We start from the raw sequence: 18927 nt of genomic DNA, 5'->3' as shown, positions 1-18927 counted from the left end.
GGAGCAACGGATGACCGTTCTTATCCAGGGGGCCGGGATCGCCGGCCTGGCGCTGGCGCGCGAATTCACCAAGGCAGGCATCGACTGGCTGCTGGTCGAGCGGGCCAGCGAGATCAGGCCCATCGGTACCGGCATCACCCTGGCGAGCAATGCGTTGACGGCGTTGTCCAGCACCCTGGATCTCGACCGGCTGTTCCGCCGTGGCATGCCGTTGGCCGGCATCAACGTATACGCCCACGACGGTTCGATGCTGATGTCGATGCCTTCCAGTCTGGGTGGGAATTCCCGCGGCGGCCTGGCGTTGCAGCGCCACGAACTGCATGCGGCGCTACTGGAGGGGCTGGATGAGTCGCGCATTCGGGTCGGGGTCTCCATCGTGCAGATCCTCGACGGACTCGACCACGAACGCGTGACCCTGAGCGACGGCACTGTCCACGACTGTTCGCTGGTGGTCGGTGCGGATGGCATTCGTTCGAGCGTGCGACGTTATGTCTGGCCGGAGGCGACCTTGCGTCATTCCGGCGAAACCTGCTGGCGCCTGGTCGTTCCCCATCGGCTGGAGGACGCCGAGCTGGCGGGAGAGGTCTGGGGGCACGGCAAGCGCCTCGGCTTCATCCAGATCAGCCCGCGCGAGATGTATGTCTACGCGACCCTGAAGGTGCGCCGGGAGGAGCCCGAGGACGAGGAGGGCTTCGTAACCCCGCAACGGCTGGCCGCCCACTACGCGGACTTCGACGGCATCGGCGCGAGCATCGCCCGGCTCATACCGAGCGCCACCACGCTGGTGCACAACGACCTCGAGGAGTTGGCCGGCGCCTCCTGGTGCCGCGGACGGGTAGTGCTGATCGGTGACGCCGCACACGCCATGACGCCGAACCTGGGGCAGGGCGCGGCCATGGCCCTGGAGGACGCCTTCCTGCTGGCGCGCCTGTGGTGTCTGGCGCCGCGCGCCGAGACGCTGATCCTGTTCCAGCAGCAACGCGAGGCGCGGATCGAGTTCATCAGGAAGCAATCCTGGATCGTCGGCCGCCTTGGTCAGTGGGAATCGCCCTGGAGCGTCTGGCTGAGGAATACCCTCGTTCGCCTGGTGCCGAATGCCAGTCGCAGGCGCCTCCACCAGCGTCTTTTCACCGGTGTCGGTGAGATGGCCGCACAGTAGCCGCCGGTGCCAGTGGCGTCTTGGTCGCCTGTTTCGACTTCGGCGATGGTCGCTATGGAGAAGTCCCGGGCAACCAGGGCGCTTGCGCTTTACCAGGCCCGGCGTCGCTGGGCTCTCCACAGGTTCGCCGGTTTTTGCTGCGATCCGGTCTGCCGCTCGCCGGGGGCTGGCGGTATACTTCGCAGCGCCCGTTCGATGCCGTCGAATGATGTTTCCATGACGCTTGATTTATGACGCCTTTGCGCCAAGCTAGGTCATGGGATGGCTTTCTGTTAAGGTTGCCGAAATCTCCTGGGGGCCCGTGTGGGCGGTTGTCTGCTAATGCGCGACGAGGTGCAGCGTGATTAAGGTGCTGGTGGTCGACGACCACGATCTGGTACGCACCGGTATTACCCGCATGCTGGCCGACATCGAAGGCTTGCAAGTGGTCGGCCAGGCCGACTGCGGTGAAGACTGTCTGAAACTGGCCCGCGAACTGAAGCCGGATGTCGTCCTGATGGACGTGAAGATGCCCGGTATCGGCGGCCTGGAGGCAACCCGCAAGCTGCTGCGCAGCCAGCCCGACATCAAGGTCGTGGTAGTCACCGTCTGCGAAGAGGATCCGTTCCCCACCCGCCTCATGCAGGCCGGCGCCGCCGGCTACATGACCAAGGGCGCGGGGCTGGAGGAAATGGTCCAGGCGATTCGCCAGGTCTTCGCCGGCCAGCGCTATATCAGCCCGCAGATCGCCCAGCAACTGGCGCTGAAGTCCTTCCAGCCGCAGCAGCACGATTCCCCCTTCGATTCGCTGTCCGAGCGCGAGATCCAGATCGCCCTGATGATCGCCAACTGCCACAAGGTGCAGAGCATCTCCGACAAGCTGTGCCTGTCGCCGAAGACCGTGAATACCTATCGCTACCGCATCTTCGAGAAGCTCTCGATCACCAGCGACGTGGAGCTGGCGCTGCTCGCCGTCCGCCACGGCATGGTCGATGCCGCCAGCTAGATGAGCGCCGTTTTCGACGCAAGCGCTTTCCTCGCTACCTGCAGCAATCGTCCGGGCGTCTACCGCATGTTCGATGCGGACGCCAAGCTTCTCTACGTGGGCAAGGCGAAGAGCCTGAAGAAGCGCCTGGCCAGCTATTTCCGCAAGTCCGGCCTGGCGCCGAAGACCGCTGCGCTGGTGGCGCGGATCGCCCAGGTGGAAACCACCATCACCGCCAATGAAACCGAGGCGTTGCTGCTGGAGCAGACGCTGATCAAGGAGTGGCGGCCGCCCTACAACATCCTGCTGCGGGACGACAAGTCCTATCCCTTCGTGTTCCTCTCCAGCGAGGACGAGTATCCGCGGCTGTCCCTGCACCGTGGCGCGAAGAAGCGCAAGGGGCGTTACTTCGGTCCCTATCCGAGCGCGGGAGCGATCCGCGAGAGCCTCAACCTGCTGCAGAAGGCGTTTCTCGTCCGCCAGTGCGAGGACAGCTATTTCCGCAACCGTACGCGGCCCTGCCTGCAATACCAGATCAAGCGCTGCAAGGGGCCCTGCGTGGGGCTGGTCAGTCCTGAGGAGTACGCCGAGGACGTGCGCCACTCGGTGATGTTCCTCGAAGGAAAGAGCAACGCGCTGGCCGACGAGCTGAACGTCGGCATGGAGCAGGCTGCGATGCGCCTGGACTTCGAGAAGGCGGCGGAGTTGCGCGACCAGGTGGCGATCCTGCGGCGGGTCCAGGACCAGCAGAGCATGGAAGGTGGCAACGGCGACGTCGACATCGTCGCCGCCATCGTCACCCCTGGCGGCGCTTGCGTACACCTGATCAGCGTACGCGGCGGGCGGGTGCTGGGCAGCAAGAACTTCTTCCCGCAGGTCGCGATCGAGGAGGAGGTGGGCGAAGTGCTGCTGGCGTTCCTTGGCCAGTACTATCTCAGCCACCAGGAGCGCGACCTGCCGGCGGAGTTGATCGTCAACGTGACGCACGAGGATTTCCCGGTGCTGGTTTCGGCGATCGCCGAAGCGCGAGGCCGCGAACTGGAGATCAGCTACCGGGTGCGTGGTACCCGCGCACGCTGGCAGCAACTGGCGGTGACCAACGCCGAACAGGCCCTGGGCGCACGCCTGGCCAACCGCCAGCATGTGGCGGCACGCTTCGAAGCCCTTGCCGAGGCGCTCGACCTGGCGGAGCCGCCGCAACGCCTGGAGTGCTTCGATATCAGTCACTCCAGCGGCGAGGCCACCGTGGCTTCCTGCGTGGTGTTCGGCCCGGAAGGGCCGCTGAAGTCGGACTATCGCCGCTACAACATCGAAGGCGTCACGGCCGGCGACGACTACGCGGCGATGCACCAGGCGCTGACCCGCCGCTTCAGTCGCCTGAAGGACGGCGAGGGGAAGATGCCCGACATTCTCCTGGTGGATGGCGGCAAGGGGCAATTGGCCATGGCCCAGGAGGTGCTCCAGGAACTGGCGGTCGCCGGTCTGATCCTGCTCGGCGTGGCCAAGGGCGTGACCCGCAAGCCGGGGCTGGAAACCCTCTACCTGAACGATGCCTCCCACGAGTTCACCCTGCCGGCCGATTCGCCGGCGCTGCACCTGATCCAGCAGATACGTGACGAAGCGCACCGTTTCGCCATCACCGGCCACCGTGCGCGGCGCGGCAAGGCACGGCGGACGTCGACGCTGGAGGACGTCCCTGGCGTCGGCCCGAAACGTCGGCGCGACCTGCTCAAGCATTTCGGTGGGTTGCAGGAATTGTCGCGGGCGAGTATCGATGAACTGGCCAAAGCCCCCGGTATCAGTAAAAAGCTTGCCGAGCAGATTTATGCCGTCCTGCACAGCGAGTAGAATGCCGGCTCACCTCGCAGCCTAGATGGTCCGATGAATATCCCCAATCTGCTCACGTTACTGCGCGTCCTGCTCATTCCGATCTTCATTCTGCTGTTCTATCTGCCGACGTCCTGGAGCTACCTGACCGCCAGTGCCGTGTTCGCCCTGGCCGCCGCCACCGACTGGCTGGACGGCTACCTCGCCCGGCGCCTCGGCCAGAGCACGCCGTTCGGCGCCTTCCTCGACCCGGTCGCGGACAAGCTGATGGTGGCGGTTGCGCTGGTCTTGCTGGTGGAAGAGCACGCCAACCTGTGGCTGACCCTGCCGGCGGTGATCATCATCGGCCGCGAGATCGTGGTTTCCGCCTTGCGTGAGTGGATGGCCGAACTGGGGGCGAGGGCGCAGGTCGCGGTGTCCAACCTGGGCAAGTGGAAGACCGCGGCGCAGATGCTGGCGCTGGTCATTCTCCTGGCGAATCCGCCGCTGATGACCTTCTGGGTGATTCTCGGCTACGTGCTGCTGATCATCTCCGCGGCGCTGACCCTGTGGTCCATGGTGCACTACCTGCTGGCCGCGTGGCCGCATCTGTCGACCACCCCGAAAGAGAAATAAACTTTTTTGAATCAAGGAGTTGACACGGCGCCGCGATGCTATACAATGGCGCCCGTCACCAAGACGATGCGGGAATAGCTCAGTTGGTAGAGCACGACCTTGCCAAGGTCGGGGTCGCGAGTTCGAGTCTCGTTTCCCGCTCCAAATATAGATCTATAGAGTTCCAATGAAGTCTGTAGATCATTGAGAAAGGGCCTTCGGGCCCTTTTTTCGTTCCGCCTCCAAGTCCCGTACCCGTTCGTGGAACGTCCGCGCCGAGGGGCGGTTCTCCTTGCCGCTTTCCCGGCGACCGGGGCCGTACGTTTCGCGAAGCCCTTCGTCTCGCCAGCGAGGCGGCTTGCCGCAAGATGCTGCCTCGGCACATCAGAAGTGTGGCTGTCGCACTCCAGGGGGGGCTCGATTCATTGCACCTTGGACCGCCTTCGTGCGCCTGTTGCTTTGGCTGCCACGTTCGACCGAGCCGTCCCAAGGCCAGCGCTTCGGTATCGCAGCGCTTCGACGGCCACTGAGAAGGTCGGCGAAGGTTGCCTCTGACTTGGGTGATAGAGGTAATAGCCCGGGAATGGATCGCACCAGCCTTCCAGCATGCTACCAGGTTGCCCTTGGCGATGTGCGGCTCGAACTGGGCTTTCGAGTGCAGGCATGCCACGGCCAGGGCGCACGTCATCGCAAGCGGCTTCATCGATCTAGCCGGCGACGCGAAAGAGTCGAGGGTTTTCGCGAGCCGGGCATAAGGCGGCTGCCAGAGCGAGTGTCGACAGGCGTGGGTTCCTGGGAAAAGTATCCATCTACCTGCTAACATGGCGGCATCGTTGCCGATGTATCCGCAGGCTCCGGGTCGCGGATGCGCTGCTTTCTGTCCGGCCGGAGAACTTTGCCATCGTAGACTCGACATGCTGACAAGGTCGTTGCTGTCCGCGGTCTTTTGCCTGTTGCTGATCGCTCTGCAGCCGCTGCCCGTCGAAGCCGAATCCATCCTGCCGGATGGGCGTACGACGACAACGATGCGTCCCTGGCTCGATAAACGAGCCAGGCAGTGGCTGGATGCACGGGAGCCGCTGACGGTAGGCGTGGTTTCCCCCGACTATCCGCCGTTGTCCATCTTCTACGCAGGCTCCTACAAGGGCTTCACGGCCGATTACCTGGCCCTGGTGTTCGAGCGGCCGTTGCGCGTCAGGGACTTTCCGTCGCGGCAGGCGGCAATCGACGCGTTGTCGCAAGGGGAGATCGACCTGCTTGGCGTCGGTAGCGAGGTCGAGGCCCGACAACACGGCTTGCTGGCATCCGCTGCGTATCTTTCCGACCGGCCGGTACTGGTGTCTTCCAGCGGTGCCCCGTTCGATTCGCAGGCGGAGTCCTGGCTGGCCACGGTCAAGGGCTATCTTCCCGCCGAACGTATCAAAGCTGCCTATCCGCACAGCAGGATCATCTGGTTCGACTCGCCGCAGCTTGCCCTGGAAGCGCTGAGCATGGGGGATGTCGATGGCGTGCTGGGGGACGCAGTTTCCACGCACTACCTCATCCAGACCCATTACCTGCTGAACTTGCGCATCGAGAACTTCGCACCCATCGACAGCCAGGGTTTCCGTTTCCTGCTCCGGCCAGGTGACGAACCTCTGCTCGCGCTCATCGATCGCGCCCTGCCGCATATTAGCGGGCGCTACGGCGACGAACTGTTGCGCAGCTGGAGCGCCGGGCGGCGCCTGCGCTTCGACGAGCCCCGGGTGACGCTGTCGCCGGCGGAGCAGCGTTGGCTCTCCGCGCACCCGGTCGTGCCGGTGGTGATCAACCATTCCCTTGGCGCGCTCGGGCAACTGGATAACGAGGGGAGGCTGAGTGGTATCGGGCGTGACTATCTGGACCTGATCGGCAAGCGCAGTGGCCTGCGGTTTTCCTTCACTGGAGCACGCAACTTCGTCGAGACGAAAAGTCGACTGGATGCGGAGGAGGCACTGGTTACGCCGACCATGCCTTCGTCGGAGCGCTTCGATTCCGGCCTCGAAGTGCTGACGCCCTATCTACGCAGCGCCACGGTGCTGATGGGCGCCCGCCAGGGTGGCCGGGATGAAAGGGTGGGGCGTGTCCATGGCCTCGCGGACCTGGCGGGCAAGCGATTGGCGACGACGATTGGCTATTTTCTCAACGACTTCATTCGACGCGAACACCCGGAGATCAAGCTCCAGGTCTATCCGACCTTCCTCGCCGCCATGCGCAGCGTAGACGCCGGCCAGAGCGAGGCCGCCATCAGCAGCGACTATACCGGTCGCTATCTGTCCGCCCAGCATTTCGACAACCGGATCCAGGTCGTCGGTATCCTCGATGACCTCTCCATCCCGATCAGCATCGGCGTGGCGAGGAACCAGCCGGAGCTGCAGGGCATCCTGGAGAAGGCGCAGCTGGCGATCGCTCCGGAAGAAGTGGCGGAAATCCTCCACCGCTGGGAGCCTCGCTTCGCCAAGGGAGGGGCGGACTTCTGGCGCGATCACCGGAGCAAGATTCTGCAGATCGGCGGATTGTTCGGCGTACTGATTTCCATCTCCCTCATCTGGGGTTTCTACCTGATGCGCCAGGTGCGCAAGACCCGCCAGGCAGAAGAGCAAGCCGACACTGCCAACCGTGCCAAGAGCGTGTTTCTTTCGACGATGAGTCACGAGATCCGTACGCCATTGAATGCGGTCATCGGCCTGCAGGAACTGGTGCTGAAAAAGGGCGAGAAGGGCGTGTTGGACCTAGATTCGCTGAGCATTGCCCAAGAGGCGGCCCAGGGGTTGCTGCTTCTGCTGGGCAATATTCTCGATTTGTCGCGGATCGAATCCGGTCGGTTCGATTCCGCTCCCGAACCAGTGCTTCCTGGCGAGTTGATCAGAGGAATCCTGCCGCTGGTTGGTGGGCTGACGCGGCAGAAGAATCTTTCCCTGGCACTGGAACTCGACGGGGATCTCGAGCAATGGGTGCTGGTGGATCCCCTGCATTTCAAGCAGGTGTTGTTCAACCTGCTGGGCAATGCCATCAAGTTCACCGAGCGCGGAGGGGTAACGGTGCGGGCGGTGGGGCGGCGCGAGGCGGAGAGGCTTCATTTGCTGCTCGAGGTAAGCGACACCGGCCTCGGTATTTCGGAGGAGGACCAGGCCAGGCTGTTCCGGCCATTCTCGCAGGTCGGCTCGCCTGCGCTTGGCCAGGCGTCCGGCAGCGGCCTGGGGTTGTATATCAGCCGACGCCTGGTGCACCTGATGGGCGGCCAGATCAGCCTGCGCAGCGAACTGGGCAACGGCTCCTGCTTCTCGGTCGAGTTCGATCTTCCGCTGACCGAGCCTCCGCCCAGCGAGTCCAGCGAAGCGCGTTCCGGAGTTGCCGAGGTCGAGGAGCGGAAAGAGGCAAGGGCGCTCTCGATATTGCTTGCGGAAGACCATCCGTTCAATCGGCTGACCCTGACCATGCAATTGGAAAGCCTTGGGCACCGGGTGACCTCCACGGAAGATGGCGAGGAAGCATTCGAACGTTGGCAGAGCGAAGACTTCGACGTCGTGATTACCGACGGCATGATGCCGCGGATGGATGGCTACGAGCTGGCGCGACGGATCCGGTCGCAAGAGGCCCTTGGCGGTCGGCGTTGCTGCTTGGTGACAGCGCTTACCGCCAGCGCCGAGAAGGATGCGCTGGAGCGTTGCCTGGCTGCCGGCATGGACCGGGTCCTGTTCAAGCCGACTACGCTCGATGAGCTCGCTCGGGCGCTGAACGGGGGAGAGCCGCTCATGCCTACGAGCGTCGATTCGCAATGAAAGTGCCCGACTGGTTGCCGTTTTGCGTGCCGCGAGCGGATGTATCGGGTAATCTCTCGCAGAAATGAACCAGCACTAGTGAAGCGAACGATGGGTTTTGAACAACTTGCCGAGCTGAGAGACCGTCTGCGCGCACAGGCGGCGCAGGCGAAACCGGCTCAAACCAAAAGCTCCGCGGGACGCGCGAAGAAACGTGAAGCCGTCGAGCCGGGAGTCGAGGCTATCTGGAGGCTGCAACGGCATTTTCCGCTGGCGTTTCCGAAAAGCCCCGCGGCCAAGGTTCCGCTCAAGCAGGGCATCCTCCAGGATGCGCAGCAGCATCTCGAGCTACTGGGAATCACCGCCGAACAACTGAAACAGGCCATCGCCACCTGGTGCCAGGGCAGCCGCTACTGGAGTTGTATGGTGGAAGATGCGCCGCGACTGGATCTGCAAGGCCAGGTTGCCGGCAAGGTAACCGCCGAGCAGGCGGTGTATGCGCGGCGGCAGGCGTCTCGCCGGCAGCGCGAGCAGATGCGCGAGAAGCGCGCCAAGCGTGCACAGGCGGGTGGCGAAGCGCCGGCCGCCACGGAGGCGCCGACGCCTGAAGCGCCCGCAACTGAAGCGAGCCCCGAGGCGAACTGATCGCCGGGGCAGGGCGCGTCGGATCCTGGCGCGCTCCTCGGTTGCCGGTCGCTGCGGGCCCATTTCGCGGACGTCTGGGCCCGTTTCTCCCGGCTTGTGCTACGCAATAGCCTGATCTGCAAAGTTTTTTTCGTAGAGCGCTTGCCAAGCTCGGCGAATCCGTCCATAATTGCGTCCATTCCAGCGATGGGTGAGCTAAAAATCTTTTGAAATCAAAGGGTTATAAGTTCAAAATCGCGCCAGGAAAGAAATTTCAGCGATATGCCAAACGCATGTCGCTTCGCTCAAAGGCTGAGTAGCAGAGTGGTTATGCACCGGATTGCAAATCCGTGAACGCCGGTTCGATTCCGACCTCAGCCTCCAACAGGAAAGCCCCGTAGCTCAACGAGTTACGGGGCTTTTTTCTTTCCTGTCCGGTATTGCTGAAGCAAGTTCCTTGGGGTGCCCCTATAACACTTTCATACTTTTACGGCCTCGCAACCGCCTCCCTCTCCCGATAAGCCGCTCCGTAATTACTACTTTCCCGGAGTGTCCGAGGAGTACCCCAGCACCTGTCACGTTTTCGGCCGTTGCCTGCAATCCAGCCCCGTGCGCGGCTTTTATCTGGACGCAAGATCCGGTCTGGGTCGGTCATCGGCTGGTCGTCATCGAACATGACCAGCCGAGCCGGTCTGTCCTGCCGCCTGCCTTCCGGGCCTCTATCGATCAACCGTTGTGGCGACCGCGAGCGGAAGGCGCTCGGCGGAGGGCCCGTTTCATCTTGTCTTGCGTTTCAAGGAAACCGGCAGGCCCCAGGTCAGGTCTTCCATGCCTGCTTCGCCGAGTATCTCGGTTTTCATCGGCTGGATGCGCGCGAGCACCTGGCGGCCCGTTTCATCCAGCCTTGGCTGCTCGCGATCGATGAACCTTTTCGTCAGCTCCATGGGCGCTGGCCTCATGAAGACCTGGATATCCTGCAAGGCGCACTTGATGTTTTGCGTGTCCACGGCCTTGCAGGTCTTCCTGTCATAGCTCACGGCCGGGGTCTTCAAGTGGAACCGATCGCTGAGCAGGATCTGCCCAGGCTGAATGGTGAAGGACAGCGGGGCATAGGCGTCGGGTATCTGCGCTTGCAGCTTGATGGAGGGGACATCCTCGATCTTCGTGCCTTCGGCCCAACCGGCATCCGAGACCATTTCCCGCTGGCTGTATTGCTGCTCGGTCCAGCCCACGCATTGGCCGGAGGCCATGTGCACGGCGCTGCAGACATTCTGTGTGTAGGTTTTGTCTGCATAGGAGGCGTCGCGCCAGTAGTTCTCCTTCACGAACCGGCGATACAGCACGGCGGACAGGTTCACCGAACCAAGTGGGCTGGCAGCCGGCTGCCCCTTTGGCGCCTTGATCTGGGCAAGGGTGCTGTCGATCTTGTAGTCGATCCCTCCGGACAGCAGGTAGGTTCCCGGCGGGACGATGTTGACCTCGAGGAAGTCCCACAGATAGACGGCTTCCTTGATCTTCTCCAGGTCGTTGTTGGCAAAGGCCTGCATGTAGGCGATCCCGGGCACGTCCTTGTTCTTGAATATGACCCGATGCGAGTAGCTGGAGAGGTCCGTCACGCTCTTGTTGGGCATGAGTGCCGGTACCAGCACCACGGACATACCTTCGCGGGTAGCCTCATCGATCATGTTCAGGAGCTGGTTGGTGGGGTTCTGCTGGGAGCCGCCGAGTCCGGCGTTGCCTAGGGAGGCGCAGGCTGACAACAGGCTTGCCGGGAGCAGGATCGCGAAGGGGCTCAGACGCCGAGCGATGGTTTTCATGAGATATCCTTATCTATACGGGCCAATGACTTAAGGCGAGTGCGGGAAGAATCCTAATCTACTCCTTGCGGATTCCCAAGGAGCGTTCGTCCCGCGCGTAGGAAGGAGCGTTTGAGTCGAGCGCGTCACAGCCTGTTGCTGCAATCCTGGGTACTCACATGCGTTCGAATGCTGGCGAGCCAGTGCGTACTGCGTTGGTGATGGCTCGCTGCGGGTAGAGTTCGTGCCGGTCATCGAGGGCTGGCTGCGTGGGGGCGCAATGAAGACGCGCATCCCAGCTCTTCTGGCGATTCGTGAGTGCGGATCAAATCTGTTTTACCGCCGTACGACTTTTTCCGTTCCCTGCGCCTATCTAACCTGCCGCTCTCTTCAACCCGGGATCGGCAGGCATCTCCGCTGCGGTTCCAGCATGTACGGAACACCATGAAAAACATTCTCCTGCTCAACGGCGGAAAGCGTTTCGCCCATTCCGACGGTCGCCTCAACCAGACCCTGCACGAAACCGCCCTGGCCCATCTGGACCGCCGTGGCTTCGACCTGCGCCAGACCTTCATCGACGGTGGCTATGACATCCCGACGGAGGTGGACAAGTTCCTCTGGGCCGACGTGGTGATCTACCAGATGCCCGGCTGGTGGATGGGCGCCCCGTGGACGGTGAAGCGCTACATCGACGAAGTCTTCACGGCCGGTCACGGCAGCCTCTATGCCAACGACGGTCGTACCCGCTCCGACAGCACGCAGAAATATGGCAGCGGCGGTCTGGTGCAGGGCAAGCGCTACATGATCTCGGCGACCTGGAATGCACCACGGCAGGCGTTCGACGATCCGAGCGACTTCTTCGAAGGAAAAGGCGTGGATGTGGTGTATTTCCCCTTCCACAAGGCCAACCAGTTCCTCGGCATGTCCGGCCTGCCGACGTTCCTCGCGGTGGATGTGATGAAGCGCCCGGACGTCCCGGCTACCGTCGCTGCCTACCAGGCGCACCTGGACAGGGTGTTCGGGCGCGCCGGCTGAGTTCGACGGCGGGCCTCGTGTCGCTTCGCTGGATGGAGTGGCGGGTCGAAATCCAGGCTCTCGGGACGAGGCCTAATGGTCACGGATCCGCTATCCGGGCTTTTCTCGGCCACGACCCGCGAGTGATCCGAAATTCGATTTTTCCATCGATCCGTCGAATTAGATTTCATCGGGGACGGGCAGGAAAGGATGCTTTGCACGAATATTCGAATGGGCGCATCGTAAAATGAGCGCGCTTCGACCGTGTCGAAGCCACCCCCGACAACGTTGCCGGCAGGTCGCTCATCGACTTCCGACGCCTGCCGCCGAATTCAGGAGATTCACATGTGTCCTTGCCCTCACTCCCAGGCCCAGGGAGAAGCGGACGGAGAGGCTGAGTGGCATAACGCCGCCCTGGACTTCACCCATGCGATGAGCTACGGCGATTACCTGAAGCTGGACAAGGTCCTGGACGCCCAGTTCCCGCTTTCGCCCGACCACAACGAAATGCTGTTCATCATCCAGCACCAGACCTCGGAGCTATGGATGAAGCTGATGCTCCACGAACTGCGGGCCGCCCGGGAGCACGTCAAGTCAGGCAAGCTCGGTCCGGCGCTGAAAATGCTCGCCAGGGTCTCGCGGATCTTCGACCAGCTGGTACACGCCTGGGCGGTGCTGGCCACCATGACGCCGACCGAGTACAACACCATCCGCCCGTACCTGGGCCAGTCTTCCGGTTTCCAGTCCTACCAGTACCGCGAGATCGAATTCATCCTCGGCAACAAGAACGCCACCCTGCTCAAGCCCCATGCTCACCGTGCCGAGCTGCTGGCGGCCCTGGAGCAGGCCCTGCATACGCCGTCGCTATACGACGAAGCGATCCGCCTGATGGCCGCCCAGGGGTTGCCGGTAAGCCAGGAGCGGCTCGCCCGGGACGCGGCGGCCGGCACCTGTTACGAGGCCTCGGTGGAGGCGGCGTGGCGACAGGTCTACCAGGCGCCGGAACGCTACTGGGACCTGTATCAGCTGGCGGAGAAACTGATCGACCTGGAGGACTCGTTCCGCCAGTGGCGCTTCCGTCACGTGACCACGGTGGAGCGCATCATCGGTTTCAAACCCGGCACGGGCGGAACCGAGGGAGTGGGGTATCTGCGCAGCATGCTCGATACCATCCTCTTCCCCGAACTGTGGCGGCTCCGTTCCAACCTGTAGTACCGGATGAGGCGCAGCATCCGCCTGCGCCTCAGTCGTTGCCGGCGCCTCCCGCCGCCCACTCTTGCCGCAAAAGCCCCATGAGAACGACATTCCAGCGTTCCCGGCCGACCCGGGTGGCGGAGCGGCGCAAGCCTTCTTCGCGGAACCCCGCGCGTCGATAGAGATGACGGGCGGCAGCGTTCCAGTCGTACACGTTCAATTCAACGCGCTCGATGTCGGCGTCGGCGAAGGCCTCGGCGAGCAGCGCCTCCAGCATCGGTAGCCCCAGGCCCTGGCCGCGCGCGCTTGGCGCCAGGACTATGCGAGCCAGGCGGACGACGCCGTTGCGGCGGTCGAACAGCAACTGGCAATGGCCGATGACCTGGTCATCCCGGCAAGCGCTCCAGAGCAGGCGCAGCGGCGGTCGCCGGCGGCTTTCCGCGAGGTCTTCATGCATCTGCTCGAGGCTCAGCGGATGCCGCAGGGCGGGGCCGGCCCATTGCACCAGCTCCTTTTCCGTGGCGAACCAGCGTTGCAGGATTGGGAAGTGTCCCAGCTGGAATGGGACGAGTTGCAATTCCGGGACGGAACCCGTGCCGGGTGTGGGCATGCGGAGTGCCTCGCTCAGGTCATCGGGGGGAGCCGGCGTTTAACCGGGGACTTCTTGACGATGGCGGTGTTGGTTTCCGCGTAGCCGTTGATCCTGTCCAGCAGCGTGTCGAGCTGTTCCATCGAACGAACCTGGAGGCGGGCGATGAAGCAGTCGTCACCGGTGACCTTGTCGCACTCGGTGAACTCGGCGATGTCCTGGATCTGTCGCTCGACCTCGTGCAGCCTGCCGGGCAGGGGGCGGATGCGCACGATCGCCTGGAACTGGTAGCCGAAACAGCGGGGGTCGACATCCAGGGTGTAGCCGCGGATCACGCCGCGTTCTTCCAGCTTGCGCAGGCGTTCGGCGACGCTCGGGGCCGATAGCCCGCTGACCTGGGCGAGAGCCTTGAGGGACAGTCGCGAGTCAGCCATGAGGGCGTTGATCAGGCGTTGGTCGATGTCATCGGTCATGTCGGCCTCGAAAGTTTTTTTTCAAAATAGCCCTGATAAAAAAGGTCGTCACGGGTTTTTGCCTGAGTAATGCGATGGAGGGCTGGAAGACGACTTTGGATAATCATAGGCCTGTCTTGCGGGAGAGCGCCCATGAACGATCCGATCCGTCGCGGTACGCTGGAAATGACTTCGGCCATGCTGATCTGCGGCACCATTGGCTGGCTGGTGCTGCTCTCCGGGCAGCCCGTGCTGGACGTGGTGTTCTGGCGCTGCGTATTCGGTTTCGCCACGCTGCTGGTCGCCTGTGCCGCGCTGGGCTTCCTGCGCCGCGGCAGCCTGGGGCGCAAGGCGTTCCTGCTGGCGCTCCTCAGCGGGGTGTTCATCGTCGGCAACTGGGTGTTGCTGTTCGCATCCTACTCACGGGCTTCGATCGCCATCGGTACCGCGGTCTACAACGTCCAGCCGTTCATGCTGGTGGGGCTAGGCGCGGTGTTTCTCGGCGAGAAGGTCACGGCGCGCAAGCTGGGCTGGCTGGGGCTTTCGTTCGCCGGCATGCTGGCGATCGTCAGCGCCCACGGCGACAGCGACGCCCCGCGCGGGGACTACCTGTTCGGTATCCTCCTGGCGCTCGCTGCCGCGCTGCTGTATGCCTTTGCCGCGCTGATCGTGAAGCGCCTGCAAGGCACGCCGCCGCATCTTATCGCCTTGATCCAGGTGGGCACCGGCGTGCTGATGCTCGCACCGCTGGCGAACCTTGCCGAACTGCCCCGGCACGTTGCTCCCTGGGCCAGCCTGGCGACCCTGGGAATCGTCCATACCGGGCTGATGTACGTACTGCTCTACGGCGCCATTCAGAAATTGCCGACGGCGCTGACCGGTGCCTTGTCCTTCATCTATCCGGTCGCGGCGATCCTGGTGGACTGGCTGGTCTTCGAACATCGCCTGAGCCTGGCCCAGTGGCTTGGCGTGGCTGCCATCCTGCTCGCCGCGGCGGGCATGCAGCAGGGTTGGAGCGTGCGCCTGCCGAGGCCGGCGGTGCGTCGCGGCTGAGGCGCGGGGGAAAGAAAAAGCCCCGCGACGAGGCGGGGCTTTTCTACGGCGATCTCGGCCGATCAGTTGCCGAAGACCTTGAAGCGTTCGCTTTCGGCGATGAAGGCTTTCTCGCCCGCCGGAGCGGCGATGGCGCCGAAAGGCATCTGTGCGCGCAGCTTCCAGCTTTCCGGCAGGTTCCAGGTCTTGTGGGTCTGCGCATCTACCAGCGGGTTGTAGTGCTGCAGGCTGGCGCCGACCTTGTGCTCGGCGAGGGCGGTCCAGACCGCGAACTGGGCCATGCCGCTGGCCTGCTCCGACCACACCGGGAAGTTGTCGGCGTAGAGGGCGAACTGCTCCTGAAGCTGGCGCACTACCGTCTGGTCTTCGAAGAACAGTACGGTGCCGGCACCGGCGGCGAAGGAATTGAGCTTGGTTTCGGTGGCGGCGAAAGCGTCAGCGGGAACGATCTTCTTCAACTCGTCCTTGGCGATGTTCCAGAACTGCTCGTGCTCGGCGCCGAACAGGACGACCACCCGCGAGCTCTGCGAGTTGAACGCGGAAGGGCTGTGCGAGACGGCCTCCTTGACCAGTTCGACGATTTTCTCCTGGGAGACGGGCAGTTGCTTGTCCAGGGCGTAGATGGTGCGGCGGTTCTTGATGGAGGAGAGGAATGCGTCAGACATCGTGAGGCTCCTTGTTTGGAAATTGGATTCGATATTAGCGACGGCCTCGATGAGATCAATGGGAAATAACCGGTGATTCCTATCGGCTGATGCGATGGATACCCGGCTTCCCCAGGAAAGCCGGGTATCCACGGTCCAGCGCGGCCGGCAGCGAGAGACGGCCAGTACGGATGAAAATGGAATATCGAGAAAGTCGATGGGCATAAAACCGCGAGGACTTGGCCTTTGATTCAGGTCAAGCAGGGTGAAGGCCGGGGAGGCGGCCAACCTTTAGTGATGGTGACCTGGCAGCCCGGCTCGGTGATGGTTCGATTGTAGGATTGTCGGACAAAAACTGGAGCGCACGATGTTTGAAAATTTCTCTCCCAGCACCATGCTGGCCATCAAGAAGTACGCCTATTGGCTCTGGCTGCTGCTGGCGTTGTCCATGCCGTTCAACTACTGGATGGCCCAGGACAGCGCACATCCGGCCTTCTGGGCATTTTCCCTGGTGATTGCGGTATTCGGCATCGGGCCGCTGCTGGACATGCTGTTCGGCCGCGACCCGGCCAACCCCGACGAGGAAACGCAGACGCCGCAGTTGCTCGGCCAGGGCTATTACGTATTGCTGACCCTGGCCACGGTGCCGGTGCTCATCGGTACGCTGGTGTGGGCCGCTGGCGTGTTCGTCGCTTTCCAGGAGTGGGGCTGGCTCGGCCGGTTGGGCTGGATCCTCTCGATGGGCACGGTGATGGGAGCGGTGGGGATCGTCGTCGCCCATGAGCTGATCCACAAGGACTCGGCGCTGGAGCAGGCTGCCGGCGGCATTCTGCTGGCCGCCGTGTGCTACGCGGGGTTCAAGGTCGAGCATGTGCGCGGCCACCATGTGCATGTGTCTACGCCGGAGGACGCTTCGTCGGCGCGTTTCGGCCAGTCGGTCTACCAGTTCCTGCCGCATGCCTACAAGTACAACTTCCTCAACGCCTGGCGCCTTGAAGCGGTGCGGCTGCGCAAGAAGGGCCTGCCGGTGTTCGGCTGGCAGAACGAACTGATCTGGTGGTACCTGCTGAGCCTGGCGTTGCTGGTCGGTTTCGGTTGGGCGTTCGGCTGGCTGGGGATGGTTTTCTTCCTTGGCCAAGCGTTCGTCGCGGTGACCCTGCTGGAGATCATCAACTACGTCGAGCACTACGGCCTGCATCGGCGAAAGGGCGAGGACGGGCGCTACGAGCGGACCAACCATACCCACTCCTGGAACAGCAACTTCGTCTTCACCAACCTGGTCCTGTTCCATCTGCAACGGCATTCCGACCATCATGCCTTCGCCAAACGCCCCTATCAGGTCCTCCGTCATTATGACGATAGCCCGCAGATGCCCAGCGGTTATGCCGGGATGGTGGTGCTGGCGCTGATCCCGCCGCTGTGGCGGGCGGTCATGGACCCCAAGGTGCGGGCCTACTATGCGGGCGAAGAGTTCCAGTTGACGGCCGAACAGAGCGAGCGGCCGGCAGCTTCCTGAGAATGGCCGGCGTCCCCGCTCCGTGCCCGAATAGCTCTTCGTTCGGGCAATCCCGCCTTGCCTGGGGTTGACTATCCTTAGCGATATCTCGGCACGGAAAGGAGCCCAGGGATGAACATTCGGCAGAGAATCCTCGCTTCGGGCGCCATCGGCATCGTGGCTGTGGTGCTGCTAGGCGGGGTCGGCTTCTGGGGGCAATTGCGGTTGGGCAAGGCGCTGTCGGAGAACGAGCTGAGCGTCAATGCGCTGCGCAACCACATGGAAGGCGACATGATGCACGACGCCTTGCGCGCCGACGTCCTGGCGGCGTTCGTGGTCCAGCCCGGCGACGGCGCGGCGGCCGAGCAGGTCCGCCAGGACCTGCAGGAGCACAGCCAGTGGTTTCGCAAGGTGGTCGAGCAGAACCAGGGGCTGCCTCTCAACGACGCCATCCACCAGGCGCTGGTCGAGTTGCGGCCCGACCTGGAAGCCTACATCGGCGCCGCCGAGAGCATCGTCGGCAAGGCGTTGCTCGATCCCGTGGCGGCACGGGCCGAGCTGCCGCAGTTCGTCCAGGCCTTCAAGGAGCTGGAAGGGCGCAACGAAGCGCTCAGCAGCCTGATCGAGAAACACGTCGAGCAGACCAACCGGGCGCGCGAAGACAGCATGCGCTATTCCGCCTGGATGCTCGCGGGCGGCATCCTGGTCGCCTGCCTGGTCCTCGGGCAGCTTTGTCGCCAGTTGCTGGGTGCCGTCCTCAAGCCTCTGCGCAAGCTGGTCGCCTCGGCCCGGGTGATCGCCCAGGGCAACCTGCAGGAGCCGATCGGTGTCGACAGCGACGATGAGGCCGGACAGTTGCAGCGGGCCTTGGGCGAGATGCAGGAGAACCTGCGGCAGATGATCACCATCATCCGCCAGGAAAGCGAAGAGCTCCATGACACCTCCCAATCCATCGGCCAGACCTCGCAGTCGATCGTCGACGGTGCCAGCCAACAGGCCGACAGCGCCACCAGCATGGCCGCGAGCATGGAAGAGATGATCACCAATATCTCGCAGATTTCCGACCACGCCGACAACGCCAGGGTGATCTCGGCCAAGTCCGAGGAGCTGGCCAGCAGTGGCGGGCAGGTGATCCTCAACGTGGTGGAAGGGATGAGCCGCATCGCCGACGTGGTCAACCAGTCCTCCACCAGCATCACCGCTCTCGGCCAGTCGTCGGACGAGATTCATTCGATCATCCAGGTGATCAAGGGGATCGCCGAGCAGACCAACCTGCTGGCGTTGAACGCCGCCATCGAGGCGGCGCGGGCCGGAGAGGCCGGGCGCGGTTTCGCCGTGGTCGCCGACGAGGTACGCGGGCTGGCGGCGCGGACCACCCAGTCGACCCAGGAGATCACCGCGATGATCGAGCGCATCCGCGCCAGCACGGGGCAAGCGATCAACAGCATGGAGGCCGGCGTGAGCCGGGTCAACGAGGGGGTGTCGTTCGCCCGCCAGGCAGGGGTGTCGATCAACGAGATCCTCGATGGAACCCGTCATGCCGCGTCGGTGGTCGATGAGATTTCCCAGACCATCCGCGAGCAGTCGCGCGCCAGTGATGAAATCGCCCAGCGCGTGGAGCTCATCGCCCAGCGTTCGCAGCAGAACACCCAGGCGATGCACGAGATGGCCGCCACCGCCAGGCGCCTGAACGAGGTTGCAGCGACCATGCGCTCGTCGGTGGAGCGCTTCAAGATCTGACGG

15 protein-coding genes and 2 tRNA genes are annotated in these 18927 nt (G+C 63.3%); 13 read left to right on the top strand and 4 right to left on the bottom strand.

All coding sequences use genetic code 11. From position 1 onward, the window contains the following. Positions 1-10 precede the first annotated feature (10 nt). The 8 genes from pqsH to HMPREF1224_RS14765 all read left to right on the top strand — a co-directional run bounded on the left by pqsH (position 11) and on the right by HMPREF1224_RS14765 (position 9331). Positions 11-1159: a 2-heptyl-3-hydroxy-4(1H)-quinolone synthase gene (pqsH, locus tag HMPREF1224_RS14800; protein WP_003090354.1), complete on the top strand. Its 1149-nt coding sequence runs from the start codon at positions 11-13 to the stop codon at positions 1157-1159. A 340-nt stretch (positions 1160-1499) separates the two neighbouring features. Continuing rightward, positions 1500-2144: a response regulator transcription factor GacA gene (uvrY, locus tag HMPREF1224_RS14795; RefSeq protein WP_003090351.1), complete on the top strand. Its 645-nt coding sequence runs from the start codon at positions 1500-1502 to the stop codon at positions 2142-2144. Next, positions 2145-3971, top strand: a complete 1827-nt coding sequence (gene uvrC / locus HMPREF1224_RS14790) for an excinuclease ABC subunit UvrC (RefSeq protein ID WP_003162160.1) — start codon at positions 2145-2147, stop codon at positions 3969-3971. A 33-nt stretch (positions 3972-4004) separates the two neighbouring features. Then, on the top strand, positions 4005-4565 hold the full coding sequence (pgsA, locus tag HMPREF1224_RS14785; protein ID WP_003090349.1) for a CDP-diacylglycerol--glycerol-3-phosphate 3-phosphatidyltransferase: 561 nt from the start codon (positions 4005-4007) through the stop codon (positions 4563-4565). A gap of 68 nt (positions 4566-4633) precedes the next feature. Next, a tRNA-Gly gene (locus HMPREF1224_RS14780) sits at positions 4634-4709 on the top strand. A 656-nt stretch (positions 4710-5365) separates the two neighbouring features. Further along, the gene (locus tag HMPREF1224_RS14775) at positions 5366-8344 is read left to right on the top strand and encodes an ATP-binding protein (RefSeq protein ID WP_031628269.1); all 2979 of its coding nucleotides are present in this window, start codon (positions 5366-5368) and stop codon (positions 8342-8344) included. 90 nt (positions 8345-8434) lie between these two features. Beyond that, positions 8435-8968: a ProQ/FINO family protein gene (locus HMPREF1224_RS14770; protein ID WP_003099002.1), complete on the top strand. Its 534-nt coding sequence runs from the start codon at positions 8435-8437 to the stop codon at positions 8966-8968. Positions 8969-9257: 289 nt separating this feature from the next. After that, positions 9258-9331 (top strand) — tRNA-Cys (locus tag HMPREF1224_RS14765). A 392-nt stretch (positions 9332-9723) separates the two neighbouring features. Here HMPREF1224_RS14765 and HMPREF1224_RS14760 read toward each other — a convergent pair. Then, positions 9724-10764: a hypothetical protein gene (locus HMPREF1224_RS14760; RefSeq protein WP_010793078.1), complete on the bottom strand. Its 1041-nt coding sequence runs from the start codon at positions 10762-10764 to the stop codon at positions 9724-9726. Between the two features lie 423 nt (positions 10765-11187). On the opposite strand from HMPREF1224_RS14760, the gene HMPREF1224_RS14755 reads away from it, so the two are divergent. Together HMPREF1224_RS14755 and kynA are read left to right on the top strand one after the other, a co-directional pair. Further along, entirely contained in the window at positions 11188-11778 is a 591-nt protein-coding gene (locus tag HMPREF1224_RS14755) for an NADPH:quinone oxidoreductase MdaB (RefSeq protein WP_003102463.1), read from the top strand. A 324-nt stretch (positions 11779-12102) separates the two neighbouring features. Further along, on the top strand, positions 12103-12969 hold the full coding sequence (kynA, locus tag HMPREF1224_RS14750; protein ID WP_010793077.1) for a tryptophan 2,3-dioxygenase: 867 nt from the start codon (positions 12103-12105) through the stop codon (positions 12967-12969). A 31-nt stretch (positions 12970-13000) separates the two neighbouring features. Here kynA and HMPREF1224_RS14745 read toward each other — a convergent pair whose 3' ends face one another. After that, positions 13001-13561, bottom strand: a complete 561-nt coding sequence (locus HMPREF1224_RS14745) for a GNAT family N-acetyltransferase (protein WP_003115331.1) — start codon at positions 13559-13561, stop codon at positions 13001-13003. A 14-nt stretch (positions 13562-13575) separates the two neighbouring features. Next, on the bottom strand, positions 13576-14013 hold the full coding sequence (locus HMPREF1224_RS14740) for an Lrp/AsnC family transcriptional regulator (RefSeq protein WP_003102469.1): 438 nt from the start codon (positions 14011-14013) through the stop codon (positions 13576-13578). Between the two features lie 132 nt (positions 14014-14145). Here HMPREF1224_RS14740 and HMPREF1224_RS14735 point away from each other — a divergent pair, with 132 nt between their 5' ends. Continuing rightward, complete coding sequence (locus HMPREF1224_RS14735; protein WP_010793076.1) at positions 14146-15045, top strand: DMT family transporter; 900 nt, start codon at positions 14146-14148, stop codon at positions 15043-15045. 62 nt (positions 15046-15107) lie between these two features. On the opposite strand, the gene HMPREF1224_RS14730 is transcribed toward HMPREF1224_RS14735, so the two are convergent. Continuing rightward, the gene (locus HMPREF1224_RS14730; protein WP_003113348.1) at positions 15108-15710 is read right to left on the bottom strand and encodes a nitroreductase family protein; all 603 of its coding nucleotides are present in this window, start codon (positions 15708-15710) and stop codon (positions 15108-15110) included. A gap of 346 nt (positions 15711-16056) precedes the next feature. Between HMPREF1224_RS14730 and alkB1 the strand changes: the two genes are divergently transcribed. Together alkB1 and HMPREF1224_RS14720 are read left to right on the top strand one after the other, a co-directional pair. Further along, positions 16057-17205, top strand: coding sequence for an alkane 1-monooxygenase AlkB1 (gene alkB1, locus HMPREF1224_RS14725; RefSeq protein WP_003102475.1), 1149 nt, complete (start codon positions 16057-16059; stop codon positions 17203-17205). A 111-nt stretch (positions 17206-17316) separates the two neighbouring features. Then, positions 17317-18924, top strand: coding sequence for a methyl-accepting chemotaxis protein (locus HMPREF1224_RS14720; protein ID WP_010793075.1), 1608 nt, complete (start codon positions 17317-17319; stop codon positions 18922-18924). The last annotated feature ends 3 nt before the right edge of the window (positions 18925-18927 follow it).

The organism is Pseudomonas sp. P179 (assembly GCF_000478485.2).
Lineage (GTDB): Bacteria > Pseudomonadota > Gammaproteobacteria > Pseudomonadales > Pseudomonadaceae > Pseudomonas > Pseudomonas aeruginosa.
The sequence above is the reverse complement of the archived record's forward strand: the minus strand, read 5'-3'. Positions and strand labels throughout refer to the sequence as shown.

What these genes read in the sequence shown, in the direction of transcription:
- pqsH (WP_003090354.1), top strand. Translation starts at nt 11, where the DNA reads ATGACCGTTCTTATCCAGGGGGCCGGGATCGCCGGCCTGGCGCTGGCG.
- uvrC (WP_003162160.1), top strand. Translation starts at nt 2,145, where the DNA reads ATGAGCGCCGTTTTCGACGCAAGCGCTTTCCTCGCTACCTGCAGCAAT.
- pgsA (WP_003090349.1), top strand. Translation starts at nt 4,005, where the DNA reads ATGAATATCCCCAATCTGCTCACGTTACTGCGCGTCCTGCTCATTCCG.
- HMPREF1224_RS14775 (WP_031628269.1), top strand. Translation starts at nt 5,366, where the DNA reads ATGGCGGCATCGTTGCCGATGTATCCGCAGGCTCCGGGTCGCGGATGC.
- HMPREF1224_RS14770 (WP_003099002.1), top strand. Translation starts at nt 8,435, where the DNA reads ATGGGTTTTGAACAACTTGCCGAGCTGAGAGACCGTCTGCGCGCACAG.
- HMPREF1224_RS14760 (WP_010793078.1), bottom strand. Translation starts at nt 10,764, where the DNA reads ATGAAAACCATCGCTCGGCGTCTGAGCCCCTTCGCGATCCTGCTCCCG.
- HMPREF1224_RS14755 (WP_003102463.1), top strand. Translation starts at nt 11,188, where the DNA reads ATGAAAAACATTCTCCTGCTCAACGGCGGAAAGCGTTTCGCCCATTCC.
- kynA (WP_010793077.1), top strand. Translation starts at nt 12,103, where the DNA reads ATGTGTCCTTGCCCTCACTCCCAGGCCCAGGGAGAAGCGGACGGAGAG.
- HMPREF1224_RS14745 (WP_003115331.1), bottom strand. Translation starts at nt 13,561, where the DNA reads ATGCCCACACCCGGCACGGGTTCCGTCCCGGAATTGCAACTCGTCCCA.
- HMPREF1224_RS14740 (WP_003102469.1), bottom strand. Translation starts at nt 14,013, where the DNA reads ATGACCGATGACATCGACCAACGCCTGATCAACGCCCTCATGGCTGAC.
- HMPREF1224_RS14735 (WP_010793076.1), top strand. Translation starts at nt 14,146, where the DNA reads ATGAACGATCCGATCCGTCGCGGTACGCTGGAAATGACTTCGGCCATG.
- HMPREF1224_RS14730 (WP_003113348.1), bottom strand. Translation starts at nt 15,710, where the DNA reads ATGTCTGACGCATTCCTCTCCTCCATCAAGAACCGCCGCACCATCTAC.
- alkB1 (WP_003102475.1), top strand. Translation starts at nt 16,057, where the DNA reads ATGTTTGAAAATTTCTCTCCCAGCACCATGCTGGCCATCAAGAAGTAC.
- HMPREF1224_RS14720 (WP_010793075.1), top strand. Translation starts at nt 17,317, where the DNA reads ATGAACATTCGGCAGAGAATCCTCGCTTCGGGCGCCATCGGCATCGTG.